Source organism: Conexibacter sp. CPCC 205762, from assembly GCF_030646155.1.
Classification (GTDB): domain Bacteria; phylum Actinomycetota; class Thermoleophilia; order Solirubrobacterales; family Solirubrobacteraceae; genus Conexibacter.
Genome location: NZ_JAUTDN010000005.1, coordinates 156,550 through 177,404, shown reverse-complemented (window position 1 = coordinate 177,404; position 20,855 = coordinate 156,550). Strand labels below are relative to the sequence as shown.

General features: G+C 69.4%; 17 protein-coding genes. 12 read left to right on the top strand and 5 right to left on the bottom strand.

Annotated features, from left to right (window positions below; all coding sequences use genetic code 11):
* Nucleotides 1–89: 89 nt before the first annotated feature.
* The 3 genes from Q7L73_RS07425 to Q7L73_RS07415 are packed head-to-tail and all read right to left on the bottom strand — an operon-like array spanning nt 90 to nt 2,569.
* Entirely contained in the window at nt 90–518 is a 429-nt protein-coding gene (locus Q7L73_RS07425) for a hypothetical protein (RefSeq protein WP_304687745.1), read from the bottom strand.
* A 40-nt stretch (nt 519–558) separates the two neighbouring features.
* A complete protein-coding gene (locus Q7L73_RS07420; protein ID WP_304687743.1) occupies nt 559–1,560 on the bottom strand; it encodes a GTP pyrophosphokinase family protein in 1,002 nt (333 codons plus the stop codon).
* A complete protein-coding gene (locus tag Q7L73_RS07415; protein ID WP_304687742.1) occupies nt 1,541–2,569 on the bottom strand; it encodes a nucleoid-associated protein in 1,029 nt (342 codons plus the stop codon). The genes Q7L73_RS07420 and Q7L73_RS07415 overlap by 20 nt, the downstream gene beginning before the upstream one ends.
* 151 nt (nt 2,570–2,720) lie before the next feature.
* On the opposite strand from Q7L73_RS07415, the gene Q7L73_RS07410 reads away from it, so the two are divergent.
* A complete protein-coding gene (locus tag Q7L73_RS07410) occupies nt 2,721–4,022 on the top strand; it encodes a TIGR02391 family protein (RefSeq protein WP_304687740.1) in 1,302 nt (433 codons plus the stop codon).
* A 222-nt stretch (nt 4,023–4,244) separates the two neighbouring features.
* Here the strand turns inward: Q7L73_RS07410 and Q7L73_RS07405 are convergent, their stop codons facing one another.
* Together Q7L73_RS07405 and Q7L73_RS07400 are read right to left on the bottom strand one after the other, a co-directional pair.
* Nucleotides 4,245–5,186, bottom strand: coding sequence for a hypothetical protein (locus tag Q7L73_RS07405; RefSeq protein WP_304687738.1), 942 nt, complete (start codon nt 5,184–5,186; stop codon nt 4,245–4,247).
* 65 nt (nt 5,187–5,251) lie between these two features.
* Nucleotides 5,252–5,935, bottom strand: coding sequence for a TIGR02391 family protein (locus tag Q7L73_RS07400; RefSeq protein WP_304687736.1), 684 nt, complete (start codon nt 5,933–5,935; stop codon nt 5,252–5,254).
* Between the two features lie 267 nt (nt 5,936–6,202).
* On the opposite strand from Q7L73_RS07400, the gene Q7L73_RS07395 reads away from it, so the two are divergent.
* The 11 genes from Q7L73_RS07395 to Q7L73_RS07350 all read left to right on the top strand — a co-directional run bounded on the left by Q7L73_RS07395 (nt 6,203) and on the right by Q7L73_RS07350 (nt 20,516).
* The gene (locus tag Q7L73_RS07395) at nt 6,203–6,751 is read left to right on the top strand and encodes a hypothetical protein (protein WP_304687735.1); all 549 of its coding nucleotides are present in this window, start codon (nt 6,203–6,205) and stop codon (nt 6,749–6,751) included.
* 579 nt (nt 6,752–7,330) lie between these two features.
* Nucleotides 7,331–8,104 (top strand): PASTA domain-containing protein, encoded by a 774-nt coding sequence (locus tag Q7L73_RS28685; protein WP_370552356.1) that lies wholly within the window; start codon nt 7,331–7,333, stop codon nt 8,102–8,104.
* Nucleotides 8,105–8,223: 119 nt separating this feature from the next.
* On the top strand, nt 8,224–8,460 hold the full coding sequence (locus Q7L73_RS07390; protein ID WP_304687733.1) for a hypothetical protein: 237 nt from the start codon (nt 8,224–8,226) through the stop codon (nt 8,458–8,460).
* A gap of 3 nt (nt 8,461–8,463) precedes the next feature.
* Entirely contained in the window at nt 8,464–10,368 is a 1,905-nt protein-coding gene (locus tag Q7L73_RS07385; protein WP_304687731.1) for a hypothetical protein, read from the top strand.
* Nucleotides 10,369–10,436: 68 nt separating this feature from the next.
* Entirely contained in the window at nt 10,437–13,343 is a 2,907-nt protein-coding gene (locus Q7L73_RS07380) for a VirB4 family type IV secretion system protein (protein ID WP_304687729.1), read from the top strand.
* The gene (locus Q7L73_RS07375; protein ID WP_304687727.1) at nt 13,340–14,563 is read left to right on the top strand and encodes a hypothetical protein; all 1,224 of its coding nucleotides are present in this window, start codon (nt 13,340–13,342) and stop codon (nt 14,561–14,563) included. Before Q7L73_RS07380 ends, Q7L73_RS07375 begins: the two co-directional genes overlap by 4 nt.
* A 2-nt stretch (nt 14,564–14,565) precedes the next feature.
* Nucleotides 14,566–15,126 carry a hypothetical protein gene (locus Q7L73_RS07370; protein ID WP_304687725.1) on the top strand — a complete coding sequence of 187 codons (561 nt, stop codon included), beginning with the start codon at nt 14,566–14,568 and terminating at the stop codon, nt 15,124–15,126.
* Nucleotides 15,123–15,689: a hypothetical protein gene (locus tag Q7L73_RS07365; RefSeq protein ID WP_304687723.1), complete on the top strand. Its 567-nt coding sequence runs from the start codon at nt 15,123–15,125 to the stop codon at nt 15,687–15,689. Before Q7L73_RS07370 ends, Q7L73_RS07365 begins: the two co-directional genes overlap by 4 nt.
* Before the next feature lie 14 nt (nt 15,690–15,703).
* A complete protein-coding gene (locus tag Q7L73_RS07360; RefSeq protein ID WP_370552362.1) occupies nt 15,704–17,416 on the top strand; it encodes a type IV secretory system conjugative DNA transfer family protein in 1,713 nt (570 codons plus the stop codon).
* Nucleotides 17,416–20,064: a MobF family relaxase gene (gene mobF, locus Q7L73_RS07355; protein WP_304687721.1), complete on the top strand. Its 2,649-nt coding sequence runs from the start codon at nt 17,416–17,418 to the stop codon at nt 20,062–20,064. The genes Q7L73_RS07360 and mobF overlap by 1 nt, the downstream gene beginning before the upstream one ends.
* Nucleotides 20,061–20,516 (top strand): hypothetical protein, encoded by a 456-nt coding sequence (locus Q7L73_RS07350; protein ID WP_304687720.1) that lies wholly within the window; start codon nt 20,061–20,063, stop codon nt 20,514–20,516. Before mobF ends, Q7L73_RS07350 begins: the two co-directional genes overlap by 4 nt.
* Nucleotides 20,517–20,855 lie beyond the last annotated feature (339 nt).

Below are 20,855 nucleotides of genomic sequence, written 5' to 3'. Positions count from 1 at the left end.
TAGCCGTCCCCACGACCCCTACCGATAGCCCCTGAAAGTCTCACCGACCTAGAACGTCGGCACGACACGAACGACGTTGAGTGCAGCGGCTACAGAAGCAGACGTATTCCCCACACGTCCTGGAGCGCTTCAAGCTCGCTGATCGCGTACGGCCACCTTTCGATGACCCTGGCACGGTCATGTTCAAGGCGTTCGAGCAGCATCGGCGCGTGCGGCTGATCAAGCAGCCGAGTGTCATCGGCAAGCGCCTGATGCTCGGCGTAGACCAGCTGGAGCTTGCTGTCACGCGCGTCGAGCCACGGACTCACTACCTCCGACCAGATCTCATCGGGAGAGCGGTCGTACAAGCCAAGTAAGACATCGAACAGCTCGCTGTCGCCGCCGACCGTGGGACGGCCGCCAAGCTCGGCGACCTCGTGAGCGAGCCGGCGGACTAGCGCGGCCCGTGCGGACGCAAAATCGTTCGCTTTGCAGGCACAAGTGCGCAGGCCGTCGCGATTTGTCCGGTCGTTCCCCACTTGTCCAACCCTACGCGCATGACGTGTGCTTTGGCTCACATCATGCGTCAGGCAGACGGATGTCCCACCGGTCGGCGGCGTCGTGAAGCCATTCTTCCGGCACTTCTTGTGGCCATGCGGTCTGCACGCGAAGGCGGTCGTTGGTGAGCCGTTCGAGCAGCACGAAGATCTCCGGCTGGTGCAGGAGCGGGTTGGGGTCGCCTTCGTCGACGGCTTCGCTGAGGATGCGGCGGAATCTGTCGCCGTGCTCGACGACGAACGCTTTGAGGACGCTCTCGTAGATCGCGTCCGCCGGCTGGCCGTAGAGAGGGACGAGCGCGGCGGCCATGGTGGATGACAGTTGCCGGTTCGGCTTCCGTCGGTCGTCGAAGTCGCGAAGGAGCGCGTCGGCGAGCGGCTTGAGCGCGACAGCTTCAGCGAACCCGGGCGTGGAACCGACCTCGTTAGCGAACGCGGCAACTTCCTGGTCGAAGAGTTCGACGAGCGCGACCAGGCGGAAGATCCGCCGTCTCAACTCCGGGGGAGCTTCCGCGGCCGGCTTGTAGAGCTGGTCGTGGGTGACGTCAGCCCACGCGCTCTGTGCCGTGGTGCGGATCTGCAATTCGGCTTTCAGGCCGACGAACCGGTCGCCGAGCGCGCGAGCGTCGGGCGCCGGCAGGCGCAGGTCTACGTGCCGGCCGAGGTAGCCGACTCTGTCGAAGCCGAGCGCGTCGAGCTTGTCTTCGACGCGAATCACTTCGAAGAGGCCGCGGACGACCTGCTCGACGCGGTCCACGTCTGCGAGGTAGGGGACAGTCACGCGTACGCCGACCTGGTCGCCGATGCGCTCTAACGGGTCCTCATAGCCGCCAAGCATCGCTTTGGTCGCAAACGAGTCGGGATCCTTCGCGCGGTGGCTGACTGTCGCGTAGACCGAGAGGCGTGTCAGCTCTCTGTCGATCGCGGCGCTGATGTGCTCGGCGAGCTGTTCGTTGCGCGGGTAGCGCTCGGCGTACTGGTCGCGGAGCTGGGCGTACGGCGAGTCAGTGCCGGGATCCGACATCCACGATTCTGTCCTTGATGATCACTCTCGACGTGTCGCCTTCCTTCTCGCCGAAGGTGACGTGCTCGTCCATGGCTTCCGGCTTGCCCATCAGCTGAATCCCCGACTCGAAGCCGTAGGCGACACGCCGGATGCGGCTCTCGATGGTGCTGGTGTCTTTCGGGAACACCTGCTCCGGAACGCCGTGCTCCTGAAGGTGGTCGAGGAACGGCTGATGGGTGGCATCGCCGAGCGCTTCGTTCGCGAACTGGACCGGGTCGATCGTTCTGATCAGTCTCGACTGCATTTGGTTCAGCAGCGCGATTTCGCAGCGGGCTCGTTCTTCGCCGTCAGCGATCTTGCCGAGGTAGGACTCGACGGTGGTGAAGTATCTCTCGGTCTGCACGGCAGGACTCGACTTCAGCTCGCAGCCGAGGAAGTCTCTGAGGAAAAACGAGGCGAGGTTGCGCTCGACCTGCTCGTCAGCGGCAACGCCGCGCAGCTGCTGAGACTTCTTCGAGGCGCCGAACACCGCCGCCTTGAAGACGCGGGTTCTGTCGGTGAGCAGCAGGTCGCTGAGAATGGTGACCTGCAAGAACGTCTCGCCTGCGTCGGTCTGCTGCTCTTGCGCTCGAACACCTCTTTCGTTCTCCAACTTCAGCAGCCCGACCGCCGTGCGGTCCTCGATGCTGCCCAAGCAGACGACCAGAATGCCGGCCGAGTTCCGTCCGTTCTGCACGTCGTAGAGGAGCTGCGCCAGCACCTTCGACTGCTCGACGAACAGTTTCGGCTTCTCCGCGATCGCTCTAATCGCGTCCGTTGTCCGCTTGTCGCCGTCCGCGGCCACCACCACGTCTTGGCCGCGGTCGTTCAGGACTCTCCGCAGACGGCGCTGGAAATATGCGCGCACGTCCTTCGGGTGATCGCCCGCGACCTGAGACAGGACAGGGCCTCTCGCTTCGGTACCGACCTTCTTGTCCGGTACCCGGTGGATGATCAGCTCTCTGAGAAGAAACTCGTCCGTTTTCATGAGGGGCGCAGCAGCGTACCCGGCGTAACGGACGACTTACAGAAATGCTGAAAGGCGCGATCGAACCTTCCATATCACAGAGCTGGAATGCGCTGCACAGAGCCGAAAGCGAAGACTTCGGGGCCGACCCGCGATCGCTGTTCTAGTCATCATGGAAGCCGTGGAGCCGGGAGACCTCGACATCACAGCCGACGATAACGTCGCCTCCGCATCCCACGGTCAGCTGACGCTCTCGGAGCTGCATCCGCTGATCGCGAGAGCAGCGGATCCGCTTTGGGCGCAGATGGACTACGGTGGCGCGGTTGAGGCTGCTTGGTACTCGCTTCGAGACGAGCTGCGGGACCTGCTCGACTCCCAAGCGGACGGAGCCAGACTTGTCAATCTGATCGCCGACAGCGATCCAAGACTTCAGCTGACCGACTTCGTCACCGAGACCGATCAGAGCATGCATCGGGGGATCCTGCGATTCCTGGCAGGCATCGTGTTCTACGTCCGAAATCCGATGGCGCATGACGCGAGCCCGCCGTATGCGAACGATCCCATTCGCTGCTTCGAGTACCTCGCGATCATGAGTTTGTGCGCTCGGCATCTCGCGATCGCTGCGCACCCCACGACGGTCGATGAGATCGTTGCGGAGGCGGGACAGAGCCGCTTCAGCGCGACCAGCGAAGCGATCGCGGACCTTGTCGGATCGCTTCCGGCCGCGCAGCTGCCCGCGCTCGTTGGCGCCCTTGCGACCGCCTTCCGTGAAGCGTTCGAGAGCGAGGATGCGGGCAAAGCGACGAACCTGCGGCAGGTCTACATCGAGACGCTTGAACTGCACGCTGCAAATAGACCGATCCTCAGAAGAGCCGCAAGGATCTGCGCGAGGTACCTCGCTGACGACAGAACGTTTGACATCGGCATCGCCTTGCTCAACGGCGTCGTGTTCACCATGCTGCCGGTTCGCCATCAAGCGAACGTCGTCAATGCGCTCGTAAGAGATACCCGAGAAGCGCGTCGCGTAGATGGGAGAGCCACGGGCGGAGGGCGCTACTTCATGCTGGTGCCGACCGTCTTCGGTGTCGTTGGCCCTAGAGATCAAATGATGCTGTTCCGTGCGTTCGCGAATCGCTTTCGCGCCAGAGATCCGGCCGCACGCGCGTACGCGGCTTCGCTCGTTGGTGCGCTCAGTCATCACGTGGTCGGCAACGAGTGGGATACGACGGCGAATATGTTTGTCGCAGCCGTGATGAACTGCGAGCCGAACGACGGTGTCTACACGAGCGCTTGGGACAGCCTCTTTGTGATGAATCTCGATTTCCTCGCTCTCATAGACTCGAAACTCCGCGTCGTGATGGAAGCGACCGCCGAAAGCGAGAAGGAGTCGTTGGAGGGCATCAGACCGCGGGAAGGCGCGGAGCGTGTGGCGAGAACGGCTCGTCTGCTCGTGGCAGAGTCCCTCAAGCGGTGAGTCGTAGGAGGATCAGCGGTCCGGCTCTGGCTCGTAGTCGTCGATGCGGATGATTTCGTTGGTCGCGAGGCCGATCGCCTTCGCTTCTGCTTGGTGGCGCATCAGTTCGGTCGGGTGTTGCATCTGCCTGATCAGATAGGTCGTTGATCTCCCAGCTGCGCGGTTTCCATATCCGGGCGTTACCGGTCCCACAACCCGCTGGGACCGGCGCCAGGGCGGTACTCAGGTGTAGAGGACCGGCCGCCATGTCGTGACCGAGCGGGCCGGAGCCGTTCGTCGCGCCTGCCAGCTTCTGTGGCCACGGTCGTAGCAGTGGATCCGCAGGTCGCGAGGCTCGCCGCCGCTCTGGTAGGTCAGCCGGTCGAGCACTTCGACGCCGTAGGCGGTGTCGACGCATTCCGCGACCAGCTTCCAGTCCTTCTGGATGTCAGTGCAGTTGGCGATCGCGACGCCGGCGCCGGTGTCGCGAGCGATACGCCGCAACGTCGTCAGCTGCGCCCGCATCCCGTGATCGCGAAACGGATCGCCCTCGACTCCGCCCAGCGGCGCCGCCGCCTGCACATCCTGGACCCACACGACGGTCTGGTTGTCGAGCTTCTCTTCCCATCTCGTTTGAGGAACTCTCGGCATCCAGAACTCGATGTCGTCGACCGCCTCGAAAATCCTCGCGAGCCGGGCTCTGTCTCTGGTGGCGAAGATCTCGGCGATCGCGTCGTCGTCGGTGATCCCGCGCATGACGGCAAGGTCGAGCAGGCCTGGCAGGCTGTAGACCGTGCGGCCTTCGTACGGAACGACGATGAGCCGCTGCCCGGTCGCCAGCGCGGCGGTCAGCGCGGGTGCGATCAGGTCGAGGTTCAGGTGACCGCCGGAGGACATCACGGCGGTCACCTTCCCGGGTACGACCTCAGGGATGAAGCCGTCGTCCGGTTCGGTCAGGGCACGGTACGCCTGCGTGTACTTCTCGCCCGTCGCCGCCATGCGCTCTCGGACGGCACGCTTCAGATGACCAGTCACGACACTCGATTCCGGACGTAGCCCCGCGCGCCACGCCCTGTATCTCGGCGTGCTGGCGTACTCGACCTCTGAGACTCCGTCTCTTGCCCATCTGCGCCGAGCGCGCGCGGGGCGCCTTCGACTCAGGGGGTGCGCGAGAGGATCGCGCACCTCGGACCCTATAGAAGGACTCAGGCTTGGTCCAGAGCGGGCCCACCGCTCCAGCGAGACGCGGCCTACTTGGACGAGATCCGGCGTTCAGTGCGATCGAGAATGCGCATCAACAGGCTTGCGAGCTGCACCATCTCGGCGGCTTCGACGACGTCGTCGTAATCAACCTCGCGATGGCCGCTCGGGTTGCGGAAGACCGCGTAGGCGCCGGCGAAGAGGGCACGGGTGCCTTCCTGCTCGCCAGGCACTGCGTCCGGGTCGGTGATGAGGCCGCTTCTGCCCCAGGCCTTGTTCATCAGGTCGACACCGACGACCTCGTCGCCGAGCCTGCACAGCGCGCGGACGCGCACCTCGACCGCCTTCATCGCGACGAACACGCCCTGTTCGTAGGCGCCGATCAAGAACTGAGGCCGGGCTACCCGCTCAATCGCTCGGTGCAAGTTGCGCTGAAGTCGCTCGGTCGCATAGAACGCGTCGGGACCGTCTTCTGCGACGAGGCGGCCGATGCGTGTCACGAACACCGCGTTGGAAGAAGACTGCGATGGGTCGAGCGCAAGCAGACCGCGGCCTTCCAGCCAGGAGAACGCTTCTGCCAAGGCGCGCTGAATCTGGATCGATGCGCCAGCGCCACGAGCCTCGCCGACGTAGCTGGATCTGTTCCAGCCGTCGTTGTCGAGAAAGTCTTTCAGGACCATCAGGCCGAGTTGGTCGATAGGAACGTCGAGCAACTCCTGCGTGAGCTTGAGCACCGCTTGGTCTTATCAGGCGCAGCGAGGTCAGGACGTCGGTCACCGCCAACTTGAACCAGCCCTAACTCCGGGCAACGCCGACCAGATGTGGGCCGTCGGGAGTCGGCGGTATCCTGTTAGGAGCGCCGCCACCCCGGCGCCTCCTCAGAGCCGATGCGCGGCCCACGCACGCGCCGGCGACGAAGAGCAAGGGCCCACGGGCTCGGGTTAGTCGCTCCGATCAAAGCGGTCGTGACGCGTGGGGTCCGGCCAGGGACAGGAGTTCCCATGACGGAGAACGGTACCTTCAAGAAGGCCGTGCGCGCTCGAGCCGCGAGCACCGGTGAGAAGTACACCGAGGCTCGCCGCGCCTTGCTCGCCGAGCGCGCCGCGGCTCGCCGCCACTCCGCTCGGCAGCTCCCTGCCGAGAGGCGACCGAATCTGGACGAGCTCCGCGCTCTCAAGATGGCGAGCAAGGGCCGATGCCCGCTCGTGCGCGCGATCAACGTCGGGGAGGAGGCGCCGATCACCTACGAGTCCGTCGACGGCTGGCTGCCGATGCCCAACGCGGTCAGGGCCGCGGTCCAGGCCGGCTGGGCAACGCTCGATCCGCCGATGCGGGCAGATGGCGTCGTACAGCATGCCGTCCTGACCGCGGAGGGTGGCCAGGTTCTGAACGAAGCGACATGCCCGAGCTGCGGTCTCCTCATGGTGGACAGCCAGTCGCGGAAAGAAGCGTGCCTGCCGCCTGGACCCTGCTGGGAAGCGACGTGGTCCGACGGCGTCATGACCAACTACAAGCACATCGGTGGAAAGACGCGGTCGGACTTGGCGTGAGCTTCGCTCAAGCAAAGTCGGATCCGCGGTAGGGGCACCGGCGCTGTTGCTTGTGTAGGCGACGCAGGTGCCTTTGTAGGTGCCATTCTGCGCCGATCCGAGGCTACCTCAGGGCACCTCAGAGCCCGACACAGCAGCGAATGCGCCTGCGAGCACCTGTTCAATGGAGTTCAAATCTCGGTGCCTCGTTACTGGAGAGAGCCCTGCTCTGACGGGCCCTCCTTGCCGGCGCCGATCACGTCGGCGATCCGATCTCGACGCGGCCGCCACGCACGACGACGGATCCGCTCGGCGAGCTGAACGTCCACGTCGCGTCCCGCTCGGTAGGACTCGAGGAGAGGAAGCCTGCGAGTGCGAGCCGCGAGGCCGCGAGCTCAAGTTCTCGCGCTGCGAGGAGCAGGCGGTCGACGGCTCTATCTGGCGCTTCGAAATGGCGAGATGACATCTGCATGCGTGCTCTGAGCCGGTAGCGCGAGAGATTCGTCCCCCCCCAAAGGGGGGCGAACTTTGACGCCGTCGGCCTCTTAGCGGCATGGAAATGACCACACCGAACGTGGACCCGGCTGCCGGGACGCTGAAATGACGCGGAGCGCCAGCGACCGTGCCGCTCAACCGGCGGACGAACCTCGGATTGAAATCGTCGACTTGCTCGGCGAGACCCCGGCGGCGGCGATCGAGCAGTTGCGGCAGCTCGACCTCGTGCCGGCGCTTGAGGAACAAGACGCTAACGACGCCGCTAGTGATCGCCTGGTCGTTGGCCAGGACCCGGGTGCGGGCGAAGCCGCTCGGCGAGGCGATGTCGTGACGCTCGTAGTTGGGCGTGTCGCACACGCCGCGAACGAGCCCACTATCCCGGACTCGCCCCCGATCGATGACGCTGGCGACGACTGGTACGAGCTGCCGGCTACGCTGCTGTTCAGCGAGACCGATCTCGACGACGCTGCCGGGCGCGACGACAGCCCTTCCACTGAACTGCCAGCGCCAGCCGTTCGATCCCGATGGTGGCCGGTGGACTGGCGTCGCAGCGCAGTAGGGGTCGGCGGCGCGTTGATAGCCGCCACGCTCGTGGTCGTAGCGCTTCGTGGAGGCTCACCCGAGGCGGCTGTGGAGCCGCGCGTGCAGACGGTCATCGAGACAGCGCCGGCGAGACCGATCGCGAAGAAGCGCGGCACGCTGAAACCGCGAGCGAAGCGTCGTCCGAAGCGCGTTCAGCCGCATCGAGCGTCGAGACGTCCGTCGGCGCCCGCTCAACAGCAAGCGACAGTTCCCTCGCGTGTACCGACGCCGTCACCTCGTTCGGAGCTGCCGCCGGCGCCTCCGACGCCCTGCGAGCTCTGCTTCGAACACCCCTGACGAAAGGTGCCGACGTGTTACACAACTCCTGTCTCCACACCGCGCGAGCGGCCCGCTCGCGACTGATCGCGCTCGTTCTCCTCGGGCTCACCGCTGCTTCGTCTGCACAGGTGGGCGCGTTGAGTGCCGCCGGAGCGTTCGGCAGAGGCGCCAACCAGTCGATGATCAGATCCGTCAAGGCGATCACCGAGGCGCTGACGAACAACCTGCTCGGCTTCATCGGCGCGACGATCGTGCTCGTCATCGTCGGTCTCGCCGCCGGCCACATCTACGGCGACGAGCGCGCGCACGAGAAGACGCTGAGAGTCGTCAAGGGCGTCTTCATGCTCGTCGCCGCGACCGGGCTCGTCGCCTAGGCGATGCGTCGCGCCGCCGCGATCAGCGTCGGAGCTGTCGGCGTTCTGCTCGTCGTCGCCGCGCCGGCGGCGGCGGCGACGCCAGCGGCACTGCTCGACTTCCCGTCGGTCAAGGAGATCGTGCAGGACGTCGTGAAGTTCTTCTTCTCGTCGTTCTTGGACGCGCTCGTGCCGGACTGGCTGCGCGACGGGTCTGTCGACCTGATCCGCCGGCTGGTGACGGTGCCGGACCCGACCGACCGGAAGGTGTGGCCGACGCTCGCGACATTGTCGGAGGGCGTTCGCTGGATCGCGATCCCGCTCCTGTCCCTGGCGTCGGTGGCGTCGTGGACGCAGCAGTGGCTGCAGCAGTTCGCGGGACGCGCGGTCGCGTTCGAGCAGGCGCTGACGAGAACGGCGCTGGCAGCGATCCTGCTCGTCGCCTACCCGACGTTCATCGGCAACGCGGTCGCGCTGACTAACAGCGTCAGCGCCGCGCTGCTCTCCTCACCGGCGGCTGCCGAGGGACTGGAGCGGATGGTCGGGCTCGTCTTCGCCGGCAGCCTGCTGTCCGGCAACGGGCTGCTGCTGGCGCTGCTCGGGATCGCCGCAGTCGTTCTGGCGGTCGGCTTGCTGATGATGAGCGTCGGACTGCTGGTGCTGTTCGCCCTGCTGTACGTGTCGGCGCCGCTGGCGATCGTCAGCTCCGTCGTCGATGAGACGCACGGCATCTGGGCGGCCTGGCGCTACACGCTGTTGAGCGCCGCGTTGGTTCCCGTCGGCTGGTGCGTCCTGTTCACCACGGCCGGCGCCTTTACAGCCGACATGACGCGCTGGTCGGCGGGCGTCTCTGGCGAGCTGGGCGCCCAGTTCGTCGGCGTGCTGGCGGCGATCGTCATCCTGCTGCTCGCCGTGCGGTGGCCGCTGCTGCTGTGGAGCGGGATCAAAGGCAGAATCGCGGGCGCGCTCGCGACCGTCGGCCCCGCCGCGCGGGTCGAAATCGGGGGAAGCGCCGCCGTTCGCGGCGGCGCGCGTGTCGCTCGCGCCGCGCTGGTGCGCGCTGCGACTCGCCCGGCAACGCAGCTTGCGACGGCAGCAGCGGGCGTCCAGCCGGCGTTCGCGATGGCTGGTGCCCGGCGGTCTGTCAGCACGACCGGCAGGACCGCCGAGGGCGCGCCTGCTGGAGCCGGCGCGCGCCAGCGAGAGTGGCCTGCCAGAGACGGGACGGCAGCGCAGCGCGATACCAGCCGCGCGACGACGACCTCGGTTGAGGGTGCTCCTGCCGGCGCGGCTCCGCGCAGCCGTGCGGCATCGCCTAGCTCGAGCGCTGCTGCGCCGAACGTGCCCGGCCCGGGTGAAGCGAGGGCGCAGGCCACGCCCGCTGGCGCGGGCGGTACGAACCGCCGGCAGCCAGACAGCAGCGAACGTCCGCCGACGAGGGCCGCCAGTCCAACGTCGCGGCGAGCGCTCAGACCTGCCCAGACGTCGAGAAGCGACCGGACACCGCCACCGCCCGCCGCAGGTGACGACCGCAGATTGGCCGGTAGGGCCGCAACGCCGTCGCGAGCGACGGCGACTCCGTCGGCGGCGCCATGGGCCCAAGGACCGATCCCGCACAAAGCCGGCGGGGCCGGTGCGAAGCCGTCGCCACGCGCAGCCGGCGCGGCGCGGCGCGGCGCTGGCGCCGTCGGTCCGGTTTGGCGCCCGCCCCCTGCGCCGCGCGATCCCGCGCCGATCTCATCGGCACCACCAGGGGCAGCGCGGCCGATGCAATCGCCAACGCCTGCGTCGAGCCGCGGCCCGGTCGCCCCGAGCGCGGCAGCGCCCGCGAACGTACCGTCTCGTGATCCGCGACCCCCGTCGCCGGTTCCGCCAGCCCCGCGTTCAGCGCCGGTGCGGCGCGTGCGACGGAAGTGGCGGGAGGGCTGAGCGATGTTCCATCCGACCGCGCGGCGGCTCGACGAGCCGTACAAGATCGGCGGGTTCACCGTTTGGCAGTGGTTGACGCTGCTGCTCGGGGGCGGCGGGCTGATCGCCCTGTTGCGCGAGCTGGAGGTCGGGATCCAGCTCGGCGGCTTCATCGGCACGCTCTTGGTCGGCGTACCGGCGATCTGGTGGCTGATGGGCGAGTCGGGACGGATCGAGCCGGGCGAGCTCGTCCTCGACGCGATCCGCCACATCGGGCATCGCCGCTACGCCCCGGGCGCCGGCAGACCGGCGTCACTCCTGATCGAAGGGGAGCCCGTCGCATCGAGCTCTCGGGGAGGCAACCGGTGACCGCGGTCGTCTTAGGCGCCAGACGTCGCGCGGCCCAGGTCGGTGATCTGCTGCCGCTCGTCGGGTTCGACGGCGAGCAGCGGGCGCTTTTGGAGGACGGCACGGTGGTGTCGGCGTTCGCGGTGCAGCCGTTGGATCCGCTCGTGCTTGACGAGGAGCGGGTCGGTCAGCTGGCCGGGCAGGTGCACAAGCTGCTGGCGCGCGTCCCCGCAGGGCAGCAGCTGTCGCTCTACGTTGACTCCGACCGACTGGACGTCGACGAGCTGAACAGCGACCAGAACGCGAGCGCCGACCGCGTCGCGCGTGAGATCACGAAGGAAGGCCGGCCAGAGCTCGCGGCCGCCACGCGGCTGTTCGCCCACGCACAAGCGGACACGCTCCGGCAGCACACGGCCGCGAGCCGGCTGCGCTACTACGTCGTCTGTCCAACGAAGCCCGAGCGTGCCTCGCGACCGCGCCGAGACCGTCGTGGCAGCATCGCGCGGATCGCGCCAGACGCGCTGGCAGCAACCGTCGCCGAACACGAGCGTTACATCGCCGCCGTCTTGGCGGGGTTGCAGGCGATGCGCCTCGGCGTGCGTCAGCTGAGCGCCGCCGACCTCGTCCACCTGCTGCGCGAACGCTGCTCACCGAGCGCGCCGTCAACGGGCCAGCGCCCGACCGACACCGGCTTGCTCGCGCCGATCGACACCGTCGAACGTGCGGACGAGGCGACGATCGCGTTGAAGACGGCGATCTGCGACGAGCAGCTCGACGCGCGCGGGCGCAGCCACCTGAGCTGGGAGCGGTGCGTCGAGCGGGTTGTGCGGCTCGGCAGCGTCCCGGACGAGACCTGGCTGGGGTGGACCCAGTACCTGACGCTGGCGACGCTGCCGTTCACGCTCGCGGTCCACTTCCACGGCCGCGACCGCTTCCGTGAGCGGTCGCGGCAGAAGCGCCGCTACAAGCAGATCTGGGCCTCCAACCGCGGGCAGGAGCGGCTCGGCAAGCTCGTCGACCCTGACCGGGAAGACGCTGAGGCTGAGGCGCGCGAGGTCACCGCGACGCTGAAGCGGCAGGCCGCATCGACTGTCTACGACGTCTGCGTCTACCTGGCGATGCGTGAGCCCGGAGGTGATCTCGCGCGGCTCGCTGACGAGCTGAGAATGACCTGCCGGGAGCTGACCGCCGCGACCGACGCGGTCGTCAACGAGTGCCCTTTCGCGCAACTGCCGCTGTGGCGGGCGACGCTGCCGCTCGGCATCGATGAGCCGCGCCGCGGGCGCCGCTACCTCTCGCTCAACGCGGCCGACACCTGGCCGCTGATCGGCGCCGGCAGCGGCTCGCCGCCGAGCCCGACCGCGATGCCGCTCGGTCTCGCGCAGCCCGGCCGCGAGTTGGTGTGGATGGACCCCTTCGACAGCGATCATCCCAACCATGTGACCGTCGTCAGCGGCCAGTCCGGCGGCGGCAAGACGATGGCCGTCAACCTGCTCGTTGGTCGCGCGCTCGCGAAGGGCGCGACGGGGGCGGTGATCGACCGCTCCGGCCACTGGGACTTCCTGGTCGAGACCGTGCCGGGGGCTGCGGCGGTGCGGATCGGTGGCGGCGTCGGCGAGCACCGTCTCAACGCGTGGGACGGGCCGCCGACGAGTGCGAAGGTCGCCTTCCTCGTCGCGCTGCACGAGCTGATCCTGACCGACGCCGACTCGTCCGTCAGCTCGCTCGGCGCCTTGGAGGAGTCGCTGTTGGGCTTGTCGATTCGGTCGGTCTATCGGCGCTGCGCGATCAGCTGCGAGACGCCGCGCGAGACGCTGCTGCAGGAGGAACTGCTGCGCCGCCAGCGCCAGGCGCAGGCCGACGGCGCACACGAGCTGGCCGGCACGCTGCGGCTGCTGGCCGAGAGCCTGCACAACTACGTCGGCGACGGCCCCTACGCCTGGTTGTGCGATCACGAGACGACCGTCGACGTCGATGCGCCGCTGACCGTCTACGACACCCGGACCCTGCCGGACAGCGAGGCGCCGGCGGCGATGTTCGTGATCTGCGAGGCGATCGTCCGGCGGATCGAGGAGGAGCGCGAGCGGTTCCTCGCGACCGACCATGCCGAGGCGCCGCTGCCGTGGGCGGGGAAGGCGTTCCTGGTCTTCGAGGAGGTGTGGAAGCTCGTCAAGCGCGCCTCGACCGGCCGCTGGGTCAACGAGCTCGCGCGCCGTAGCCGTCACCTCGCGTTGTGGCTGGTGGCGATCTCGCAGCAGCTCGGCGACTTCGACGGGCCGCAGGCCGAGGCGTTGATCTCGCAAAGCTCGATCCGACTCGTCGTGCGGCAGAGCGCCGGGCAGCTCGACCGGCTCGCCGAACGGCTCGGGCTCGCGCCTGCCGCAGTCGAGCTGCTCCGCGAGCTGCAGACGGTCAAGCGCCACTACAGCCAGATCTACGTGCAGAACGGCAGCCGCGGCGAAGGGGTCGTGACCGTCATGCCAGGAGCGTGGGAATACTGGCGCGCAACCTCCGACCCCGTCGGCGACGAACCGATGCGTCGGCAGGCCCTGCGAGACGTCGGCGGCCACGGCTGGGCGCGCGCCTGGCGCGCGCTCGAACTGCTCGCCGACCCCGCCCGGCGAGACCGACGGGAGGCGCAGCTGTGAGAGTGGCGCTCGTCCACGCGCTGCGGCTGCGGGCGGCGACGGCAGTCGCCAGCGGCGCCGGCCGGCTGCTCGCTGTCGCGGCCGTGCTGCTCGCGGCCGTGCCGCTGCTGCTGGTCACGGCCGTCGTGTCGGTCGTCGGCACGCAGCGGCAGGCGGCCGCCACGAGGTGCGAGCAGGCCGGCGCAGCCGGCGGGCCAGCCGTCGGCGGCGGGATGCCTGCCGGGCTGAGCCCCGGCGCTCGGGCTCGCTTCCATGAGCCGTTGCAGCTTGAGCCCGGCCGCTGGTACCGCACCGGCGCGACCTGGTTCCCCGACGGCACCGGCGCGATCCCGGATTCCCGGCAGAGCGACCTCACGCAGCATCCGGACAGCTTCGCGGAGCTGTCGCTGGCGCCGACCAACCCGGCAAACACACGGACGTTCCGGTTCGAGGACGCCAACGCGCTCGGCACGCTGCCGTTCATGACTGCGCTGCGCGTCGCCAAGGGCGACCGCAGCCTCGTCGTCTACAAGCGCGACGTCGGCTACGGCCAGGGGACCGACGTCACCGCCAGCGGCGAGCGCTTCCGCATCGACCTCCTCAAGTCTGCCGCCGACGAACTCGGCGTCACCAAGGACGAGGTGAAGATCGCCCTCGCCCCAAGAACCGGTGCCGGCGCGACACTCGGCGAGACGCCCGACAGCGTCCAGACCGACGGCGCCGATCTCGCCGGCGCCGACTGCGCGGCGATGCTGCAGCAGCCGACCGGCGGAAGCGGCCCGCTGCCGCTGACCGCCGGCGAACGGGCGCGATTGCTGCCGAGCGGGCTCGCGGCCGCGCCGCGCAGAGCGCCGCGCGCCGTCCGGGAGATCATCGCCGCCGGCAACCGCATCGTCGGCAAGCCGTACCTCTACGGCGGCGCTCACGGCAGCCCGCTCAGCGTCGTGATGCCGGCCTACGACTGCTCCTCCTCCGTCAGCTTCCTGCTCTACGGCGCCGGGCTCGTCGACGTCAACGACACGCCGCCGTCCGGCGAGATGGCGACCTCGCTCGGCCTGCCCGGTTACGGCCGCTGGGTGAGCGTGCTCGCCAACGGCGGTCACGTCTACGCCTACGTCGCCGGACTGCGTTGGGACACCCACAACGCGGTCGCCGGCGAGCAGGGCGTCGCCGGCATCGGCTGGCACACCGGCCGCCGCGACGACCACGCCTTCACACCCCGCCACCCGAAAGGACTCTAGGCATGCCACGACCTCCCGCACTCCTCACCGCCGTGCTCGCCGCCGTAACTGTGACCGGCTGCGGCCTCAGCGATCCGCTCAACGACCAGTTCGCGGCCGACACTCCGGCGACGGTCCCGGTCGACAACGAACTGCCGGGATCCGCGCAGGGGCCGACGACGCCGGTCGCGAACCCGGCGACGACGGCGGTCGTCGCGGTCCAGCGCTACGGCCGCCGCTACATCAACTGGGACTACCGCTCGCTCAAGCGCGTTCAGCAGCAGCTCGCCGCCAGCTCCGTCGGCGCCGCCTCAGCGATGAACGCTCGCGCCGCCGCCCGGATCGACGACGACTACGAGCTGCGCCGAGGCAGAATCGCCAACCGCGGCGAAATCGTCGCGCTCGCCCCACACCGCGGCGTCGAAGCAACTGCAGTCACACGGCGGTTCGTCGTCGTTACGCTCGAGCTGACGACCGGCGGCGCCGCCTACGACGGCCTCAGGCCGGCGACCCATGTCACGTTCGCCGTTGCCCGCCGCATCGCGGGCGGCTGGGTCATCAGCGCCTGGGAGCCGCAGTCATGAGCGCCCGCACCCACCTTCGCGCCGGCCGCGTTCGTCTTGCTCGCAGCCCGATCTCGACCTTCGGCGCTGTCTTCGCGCTCTTGTCGGCAGCGACGGTCGGCAGTGCGTTCGCGTTCGCGATCGTGCCGCCGCTCGGCGCAGCGGCCGAGCTGTGGATCGGCGATCGGCTGCAGCTCTACCCGCACGCCGTGCCGACGGTCGAGGCCGCGGTGGCGACGCTGGTCTACAACGTTCGCGTCGCGATCTGGCCGCTGGTGCTCGTCGCGCTCGGCTGCCACCGAGATCGCGACCTGCGCGTCCTCGGCAACGCGCTCGTGTCCGGGTTCCTCCTCGTCAACGCTGCCCTTGTCGGTGCCGCTGGCGCGGTCGGCGGCGTCGACCTGTTGCCCTACCTCATCCACCTGCCGGTCGAATGGGCCGCGCTCGCGCTCGTCAGCACAGCGTGGTTCCACGCCAGTGCGACCGGGCCGACCCGCAACCAGGCGGTCGAGCTCGTGGTCGGCTTTCTGCTGCTGCTCGCCGGCGCCGCCGTGCTGGAGACCTGGGCCGTCCCGCACCTCTGAGAAAGGAGACGACCATGGGCACCAGCCGCTGGAGCCGAATGCTCCTGCTCCTCGTGATCGGCGTCGTAGGAGTGGCGGCGACGGCGAACTCGATCACCTGGAGGGTGCTGGACGGCGTACTGCGGAGTTCGCCGGGGGCGGGCGTTGCGGCTTCGCCCTGGATGCTGGTCGTGATCGGGCTGCTCTCGCCCCTCGCGCTGGTCGCCTGGGTCCGCGTCGACCGCTGGCGCGGTCAGTCCCATGCCGCTGCCGCGTCGTGGAGCCTGCGGCGGAGGGTGTCGCCGCGGGCGTGGGCGAAACCGCGCGACTGGCTGCACCTGCAGCCGCGAGACGCGGCACGCGCCGGCGTCGTCCGCCGGACGGTCACGGCGGTGCTGCGGACCGTGGTCGGCGAGTGGCGTGAACCCGATCCGCGCGACCGCTGGTCGTTGGGTCGGCTGCGCGGCGCCGCGGTCTGGTCGGGGAGGGAGATGCACTTCGGTCTGTTCGCGGCGTCGCGCTCGGGGAAGACGATGCGGGCGCTGATCACGCAGGTGCGCTCGCATCCCGGACGGCTCGTGGTGATGTCGAACAAGCTCGACGTCGTGATCCACACGATCGCGGCCCGCCGTCAGCGGGGACCGGTGTGGATCTTCGCGCCGGCGAGCGACCTGTCGGCGCTGCGCGCCAAATGCTGCGGGTGGACGCCCCTGACGGCGTGCAAGTCGTGGAGAGGCGCGCTGGCAATGGCGCAGTGGATCTTCGATGCCGACCCGTCCGCCTCGGCGACGTCCGCTGGCTCCAGCGGCGCCCGCTTCTACAACCGCGAGGCGGTCGAGACACTGATGCCGGCGCTCCTGCACGCCGCCGCGCTCGACGACCGGCAGATGGGGGAGGTGCTCGGCTGGCTGCGCGGCGGACTCGACGGCCTCGACGAACCCCGCGAGATCCTGCTCGCCCACGACGCCGAGGCGGCCGCGGCACGTGCGCTCGCCGACGTGCAGCAGCTCGACGAGCGCGCCCGCTCCTACCTGCTCATCTCGGCCGCGCAGCTCATCAGCGCCTATCGCATGCCCGACGTTCAGGCACACGAGCAGCACGACTTCGACCCGGGACGACTCGTCGAGGACGGCGGGACGCTCTATCTGATCGCTCCCGACAGCCAGCAGGACCTGATGGCGCCGATCTTCGGCGGACTGCTCGGCGAGCTGCTGCGCGCCTGCGAACTCGCCGCCCAGCACGCGCACGACCCGCGCGAGGTGCCCGTCGTCAAGGTCGTCGTCGACGAGGCCGCAAACCTCGCGCCGCTGCGGAAGCTCCCGACCTACCTCGCCGTCAGCGGCGGCTGGGGCGTGCGCTGGATGCTCGTCTACCAGTCAGTCGCCCAGCTGCGCCAGCGCTATGGCAGCGACGCCGACACCGTCCTCGCCAACCTCCAGCTGCGCGGCGCGATGGCGCCCGTGCTCGACAGAATGACGCGCGACGAGTTCGTCGCGCTCCTCGGCGACGAGCAACGCTACGAGACTTCGCGCACCGCGAACACATGGGGATCGACCCGGTCGGTAACACGGCAGCAGCGGTCGCGACCGAAGCTCTCCGCTGACGACCTCCTGCGGCTGCCGGAGGGGGTTGCGGTCGTCGTTCACGGCCGCGACCTCCCAGCGAAGGTGACGCTGCCGTTCTGGTGGGAGGCCGAGGGCGCCGGCTCCGCCGCAGCGGCGCACGAACGTGAGGCTCCGTCGCGGTGATGACGGCCGCCAGCATCCCTGCGTCGGCCGCCTGCGACTACGCCGAGTACCTCGATGGCAAGACGGTCGCGCCGCAGCAGGGCGACTACTACCTTGGGCCCGGCGGGACACCGGCCGAGGCGCCAGGACGCTGGATCGGCAACGCCGACGCGCTCGCGCGTACCGGCGCGACGCCGGGACGTGTCGAGGCGCTCGACCTGCGGGCGCTGATGGCCGGCCGCCGTCCAGGCGAGCCGGAGAGCTTCCTGCGAGTCGCCGGCCCTAACGGCACGCGCGCCGCGGGCATCGACGTCACCTTCTCGGCGCCGAAGTCGCTCTCGATCGCCTGGGCGCTCGCCGATCCTGTGCAACGTCGCGAGATCGAGCAGGCCCACCACGCTGCCGTCGAACGCGCAGTCGACTACCTGCGCGAGCGCGTCGAGCTGAGCGCCCGCTGGGATCCGGCAAGCAGACGGTCGCGACCCGTTCGCGCCGCGCACCTGCACACGGCCGAATTCCTGCACACGACCGCGCGCGGCGTCGGCGCCAGCGCCCCCGACCCGCAGATCCACAGCCACGTCATCATCACCAGCGCCGAGCGCGACGACGGCAGACTCACCGCCATCCGCTCGCGACCGCTGCTGCGCTCGGCACGAGAGGGCGGCGCGTTCTACCGCGCCGAGCTCGCGCAGCAGCTCCGCGAGCTTGGCTACGAGATCGTCGCGGCCGGACAGGACGGCCGCTACTTCCGCATCGCCGGGATCTCGACGGAGGCCGAGCAGGCTTTTTCCAAGCGTGCGGCGGAGGTGCAGCAGGCGGCACGGCAGTTTCGCGCGGATCACGGCCGCGAGCCCGAGCGCGGCGAGCTCCGGGCACTTGCACTCCGCACCCGCTCCGACAAGCACCCCCACACCCGTCACGAGCTCGACGAGACCTGGATCGCGACCGCCGCTCCACATGGCCTCACCCGCCAGCACGTCGCGGCGCTGCGAGACGGGGAACCGGCCGACGCGCCGGACCGAACGGCCGGTTGGCGAGCGGCCGTCGAGCTGGCGGTGACCGCAAAGCGCGCCGTCTTCGACGAGCGCGAACTGCGCACCGTTGCGCTCGAGCAGGCAGCCGGCTACGGCCTCGCACCGCGCGCGGCGCTCGCGTCGACCGACAACTTGCGCGCGGCGGGTCGCGTGCTCGACCTTGCCGACGGGCAGATGACGACGGCGCTCGTGCGGGAAGCTGAGACACAGATCGAGATGAGCTTCCGCACGATGTCCGCCGACGCCTCGCGCCACGTGAGCGACCGCGACCGCGAGGCCGGCATCGCGATCGTCGAGCAGCGGCTCGCCGCGGCGCTGAGCATCGAGCAGCGCGCCGCCGTAGCGAGCATCACCGGCGCCGGCCGCGCCGCACTGCTGATCGGCCCGGCCGGCACCGGCAAGGGCGTCGTCATCGACGCCGCCGCCCACAGCGAGCGCGCCGCCGGCCGCGACGTCTACGGCGTCGCCGTCGCCGGCCGCACCGCCCAGCGCCTCGGCGAAAGCGCGCCCGCCCTCGCGAGCCGCGTGAAGACGATCGACGGGTTCATCGCCTCCGTCGAGCACGGCCGCACGCCGCTCGGCGAGAATGCGACCGTCTACGTCGACGAAGCGGGAATGGCCGACACCAACCGCCTGCACCGTCTCACCGAACTCGTCCAGGAGCGCGGCGGGGCGATCGTCGCGATCGGCGACCCGCGCCAGCTGCCCGCGATCGGCGCCGGCGGCATGTTCGAACGGCTCGCCGGCACCGTTCCGACGGTCGAGCTGCACGAAGTCCATCGCGCCAGCGATCCCGCGGAGCTCGCCGCCTGGAGCGCGATGCGCGACGGCAACGCCGAGACCGCCCTCGACTACTACCGCGCGCACGGGCACGTCCACCTCAGCGACACCCGCACCGAGGCCGCCGAACAAGCCGCCCAGGCCTACGACCGGCTCGCCGCCGAGCACGGCCACGACCGCGTCGCGCTGATGAGCGACGCCAGCAACATCGAGATCGACCACCTGAACCTGCGCATCCAAGCACTGCGCCGCGCCCGCAACGAGCTGTCGAACGACCGCGTCGCGCATCCAGCAGGCCACCACCTCCACGCCGGAGACCGCATCATCTGGACCCAGCCGATGGCGGTCCCCGGCGCTGCCCGTGTCGAAAACGGCCACCGCGGTCAGATCGTCGACATCGACCAGGCTGCTGGCGGCTTCGTCGTTGCACTCGACGGCGACGGGCGCCAGGTGACGGTCGCCAGCGGGCGGCTCGACATCGTCAGACTCGGCTACGCGACCCATGTCGTGCGGGAGCAGGGCGCCACCGTCAGACGCTCCGTCGTCATCACCGGCGGCTGGCAGACCTCCCAGGAGACCGCCTACGTCGAAAGCACCCGCGCCACCCACGGCGTCGACTGGCACATCGCCCGCGACGACCTCGACGGCGACCACGACGCCGACCGCGTCAGCCACCTCGCGCGACGCATGAGCACCAGCCGCGCGCAGACGCCCTCGCTCGCCAGCGAGCTGATCGACCATCGGCGGGCCAGCGGCGATCCCCATCAGGCGCTGCACATCGAGCGCCTTGCCGCTGCCGTTGCGGAGCCGGCCCTCGACACGATGCGAGACCGGACGCCGGGCCTCGAGCCGTGAGCGCGAGCAGACGGAGCCCACGGCTGCAGCTCGTCCTGGGGCCGAGCGAGCGGGAGACGCTCGCACTGCTCGCGCGCCGCGCCAACGAGCCCGAGGCCACTGCCGCCGCGCGCATCCTCTGCACAGCTCTCACCGCTCCTCCCGCGCCACCCTGCCCGCCGGCGTCGTCGCCTGCCGCTGAGCCCGCAGACGCCGACGCGCTGTGGCTGCCGCCCAGCAACCACAGCGACGCGATCGGCGCGCTGCGGGGCCGCTACCCGCGCGAGCTCAGACACCTCACCGACGAGCTGCTCGCCGACCGTGCCGTCGCCGAACAGCTCGCAGCGCTGACGGTCTGGCGCGCACAGCTCGACGGCGGCGAGTACGGCGACCCCCGCATGGAACTCGCCTTCGCGCACGAACTGCGCTCCCTCGGCGGCTGGCTCCAAGCCATCGCCCGACGCACCCGCTGAGCCGCAACAACCACCGCTAGCGCGTGGAACGCGCAACGCCGCACCGTACTCATCAGCCGCAGCGCAGGACACCTCCCGTCGACCCCCAGCAGCCGAGGAATCCCCAGAAGCACGGACAGACTAGATGCACGGAGTGCGGAGGACCCCGCGGCTGGGGTGGCGGGCGCGAGATGGCCGCGGCGTCTCGCCAGGCTCCAACGTCGCTGTCGGCGAGGCTCGCGGCGACGCAGCCGGTCGATCTCGAGACTACGCTGACGATCTCATTGTCCTGGCCGAGGCGGGCGACGGTCGGTTCGAGCGGTAGTCGGCGCATTGGGTGCGCCGGTTGGCCGGGCATGA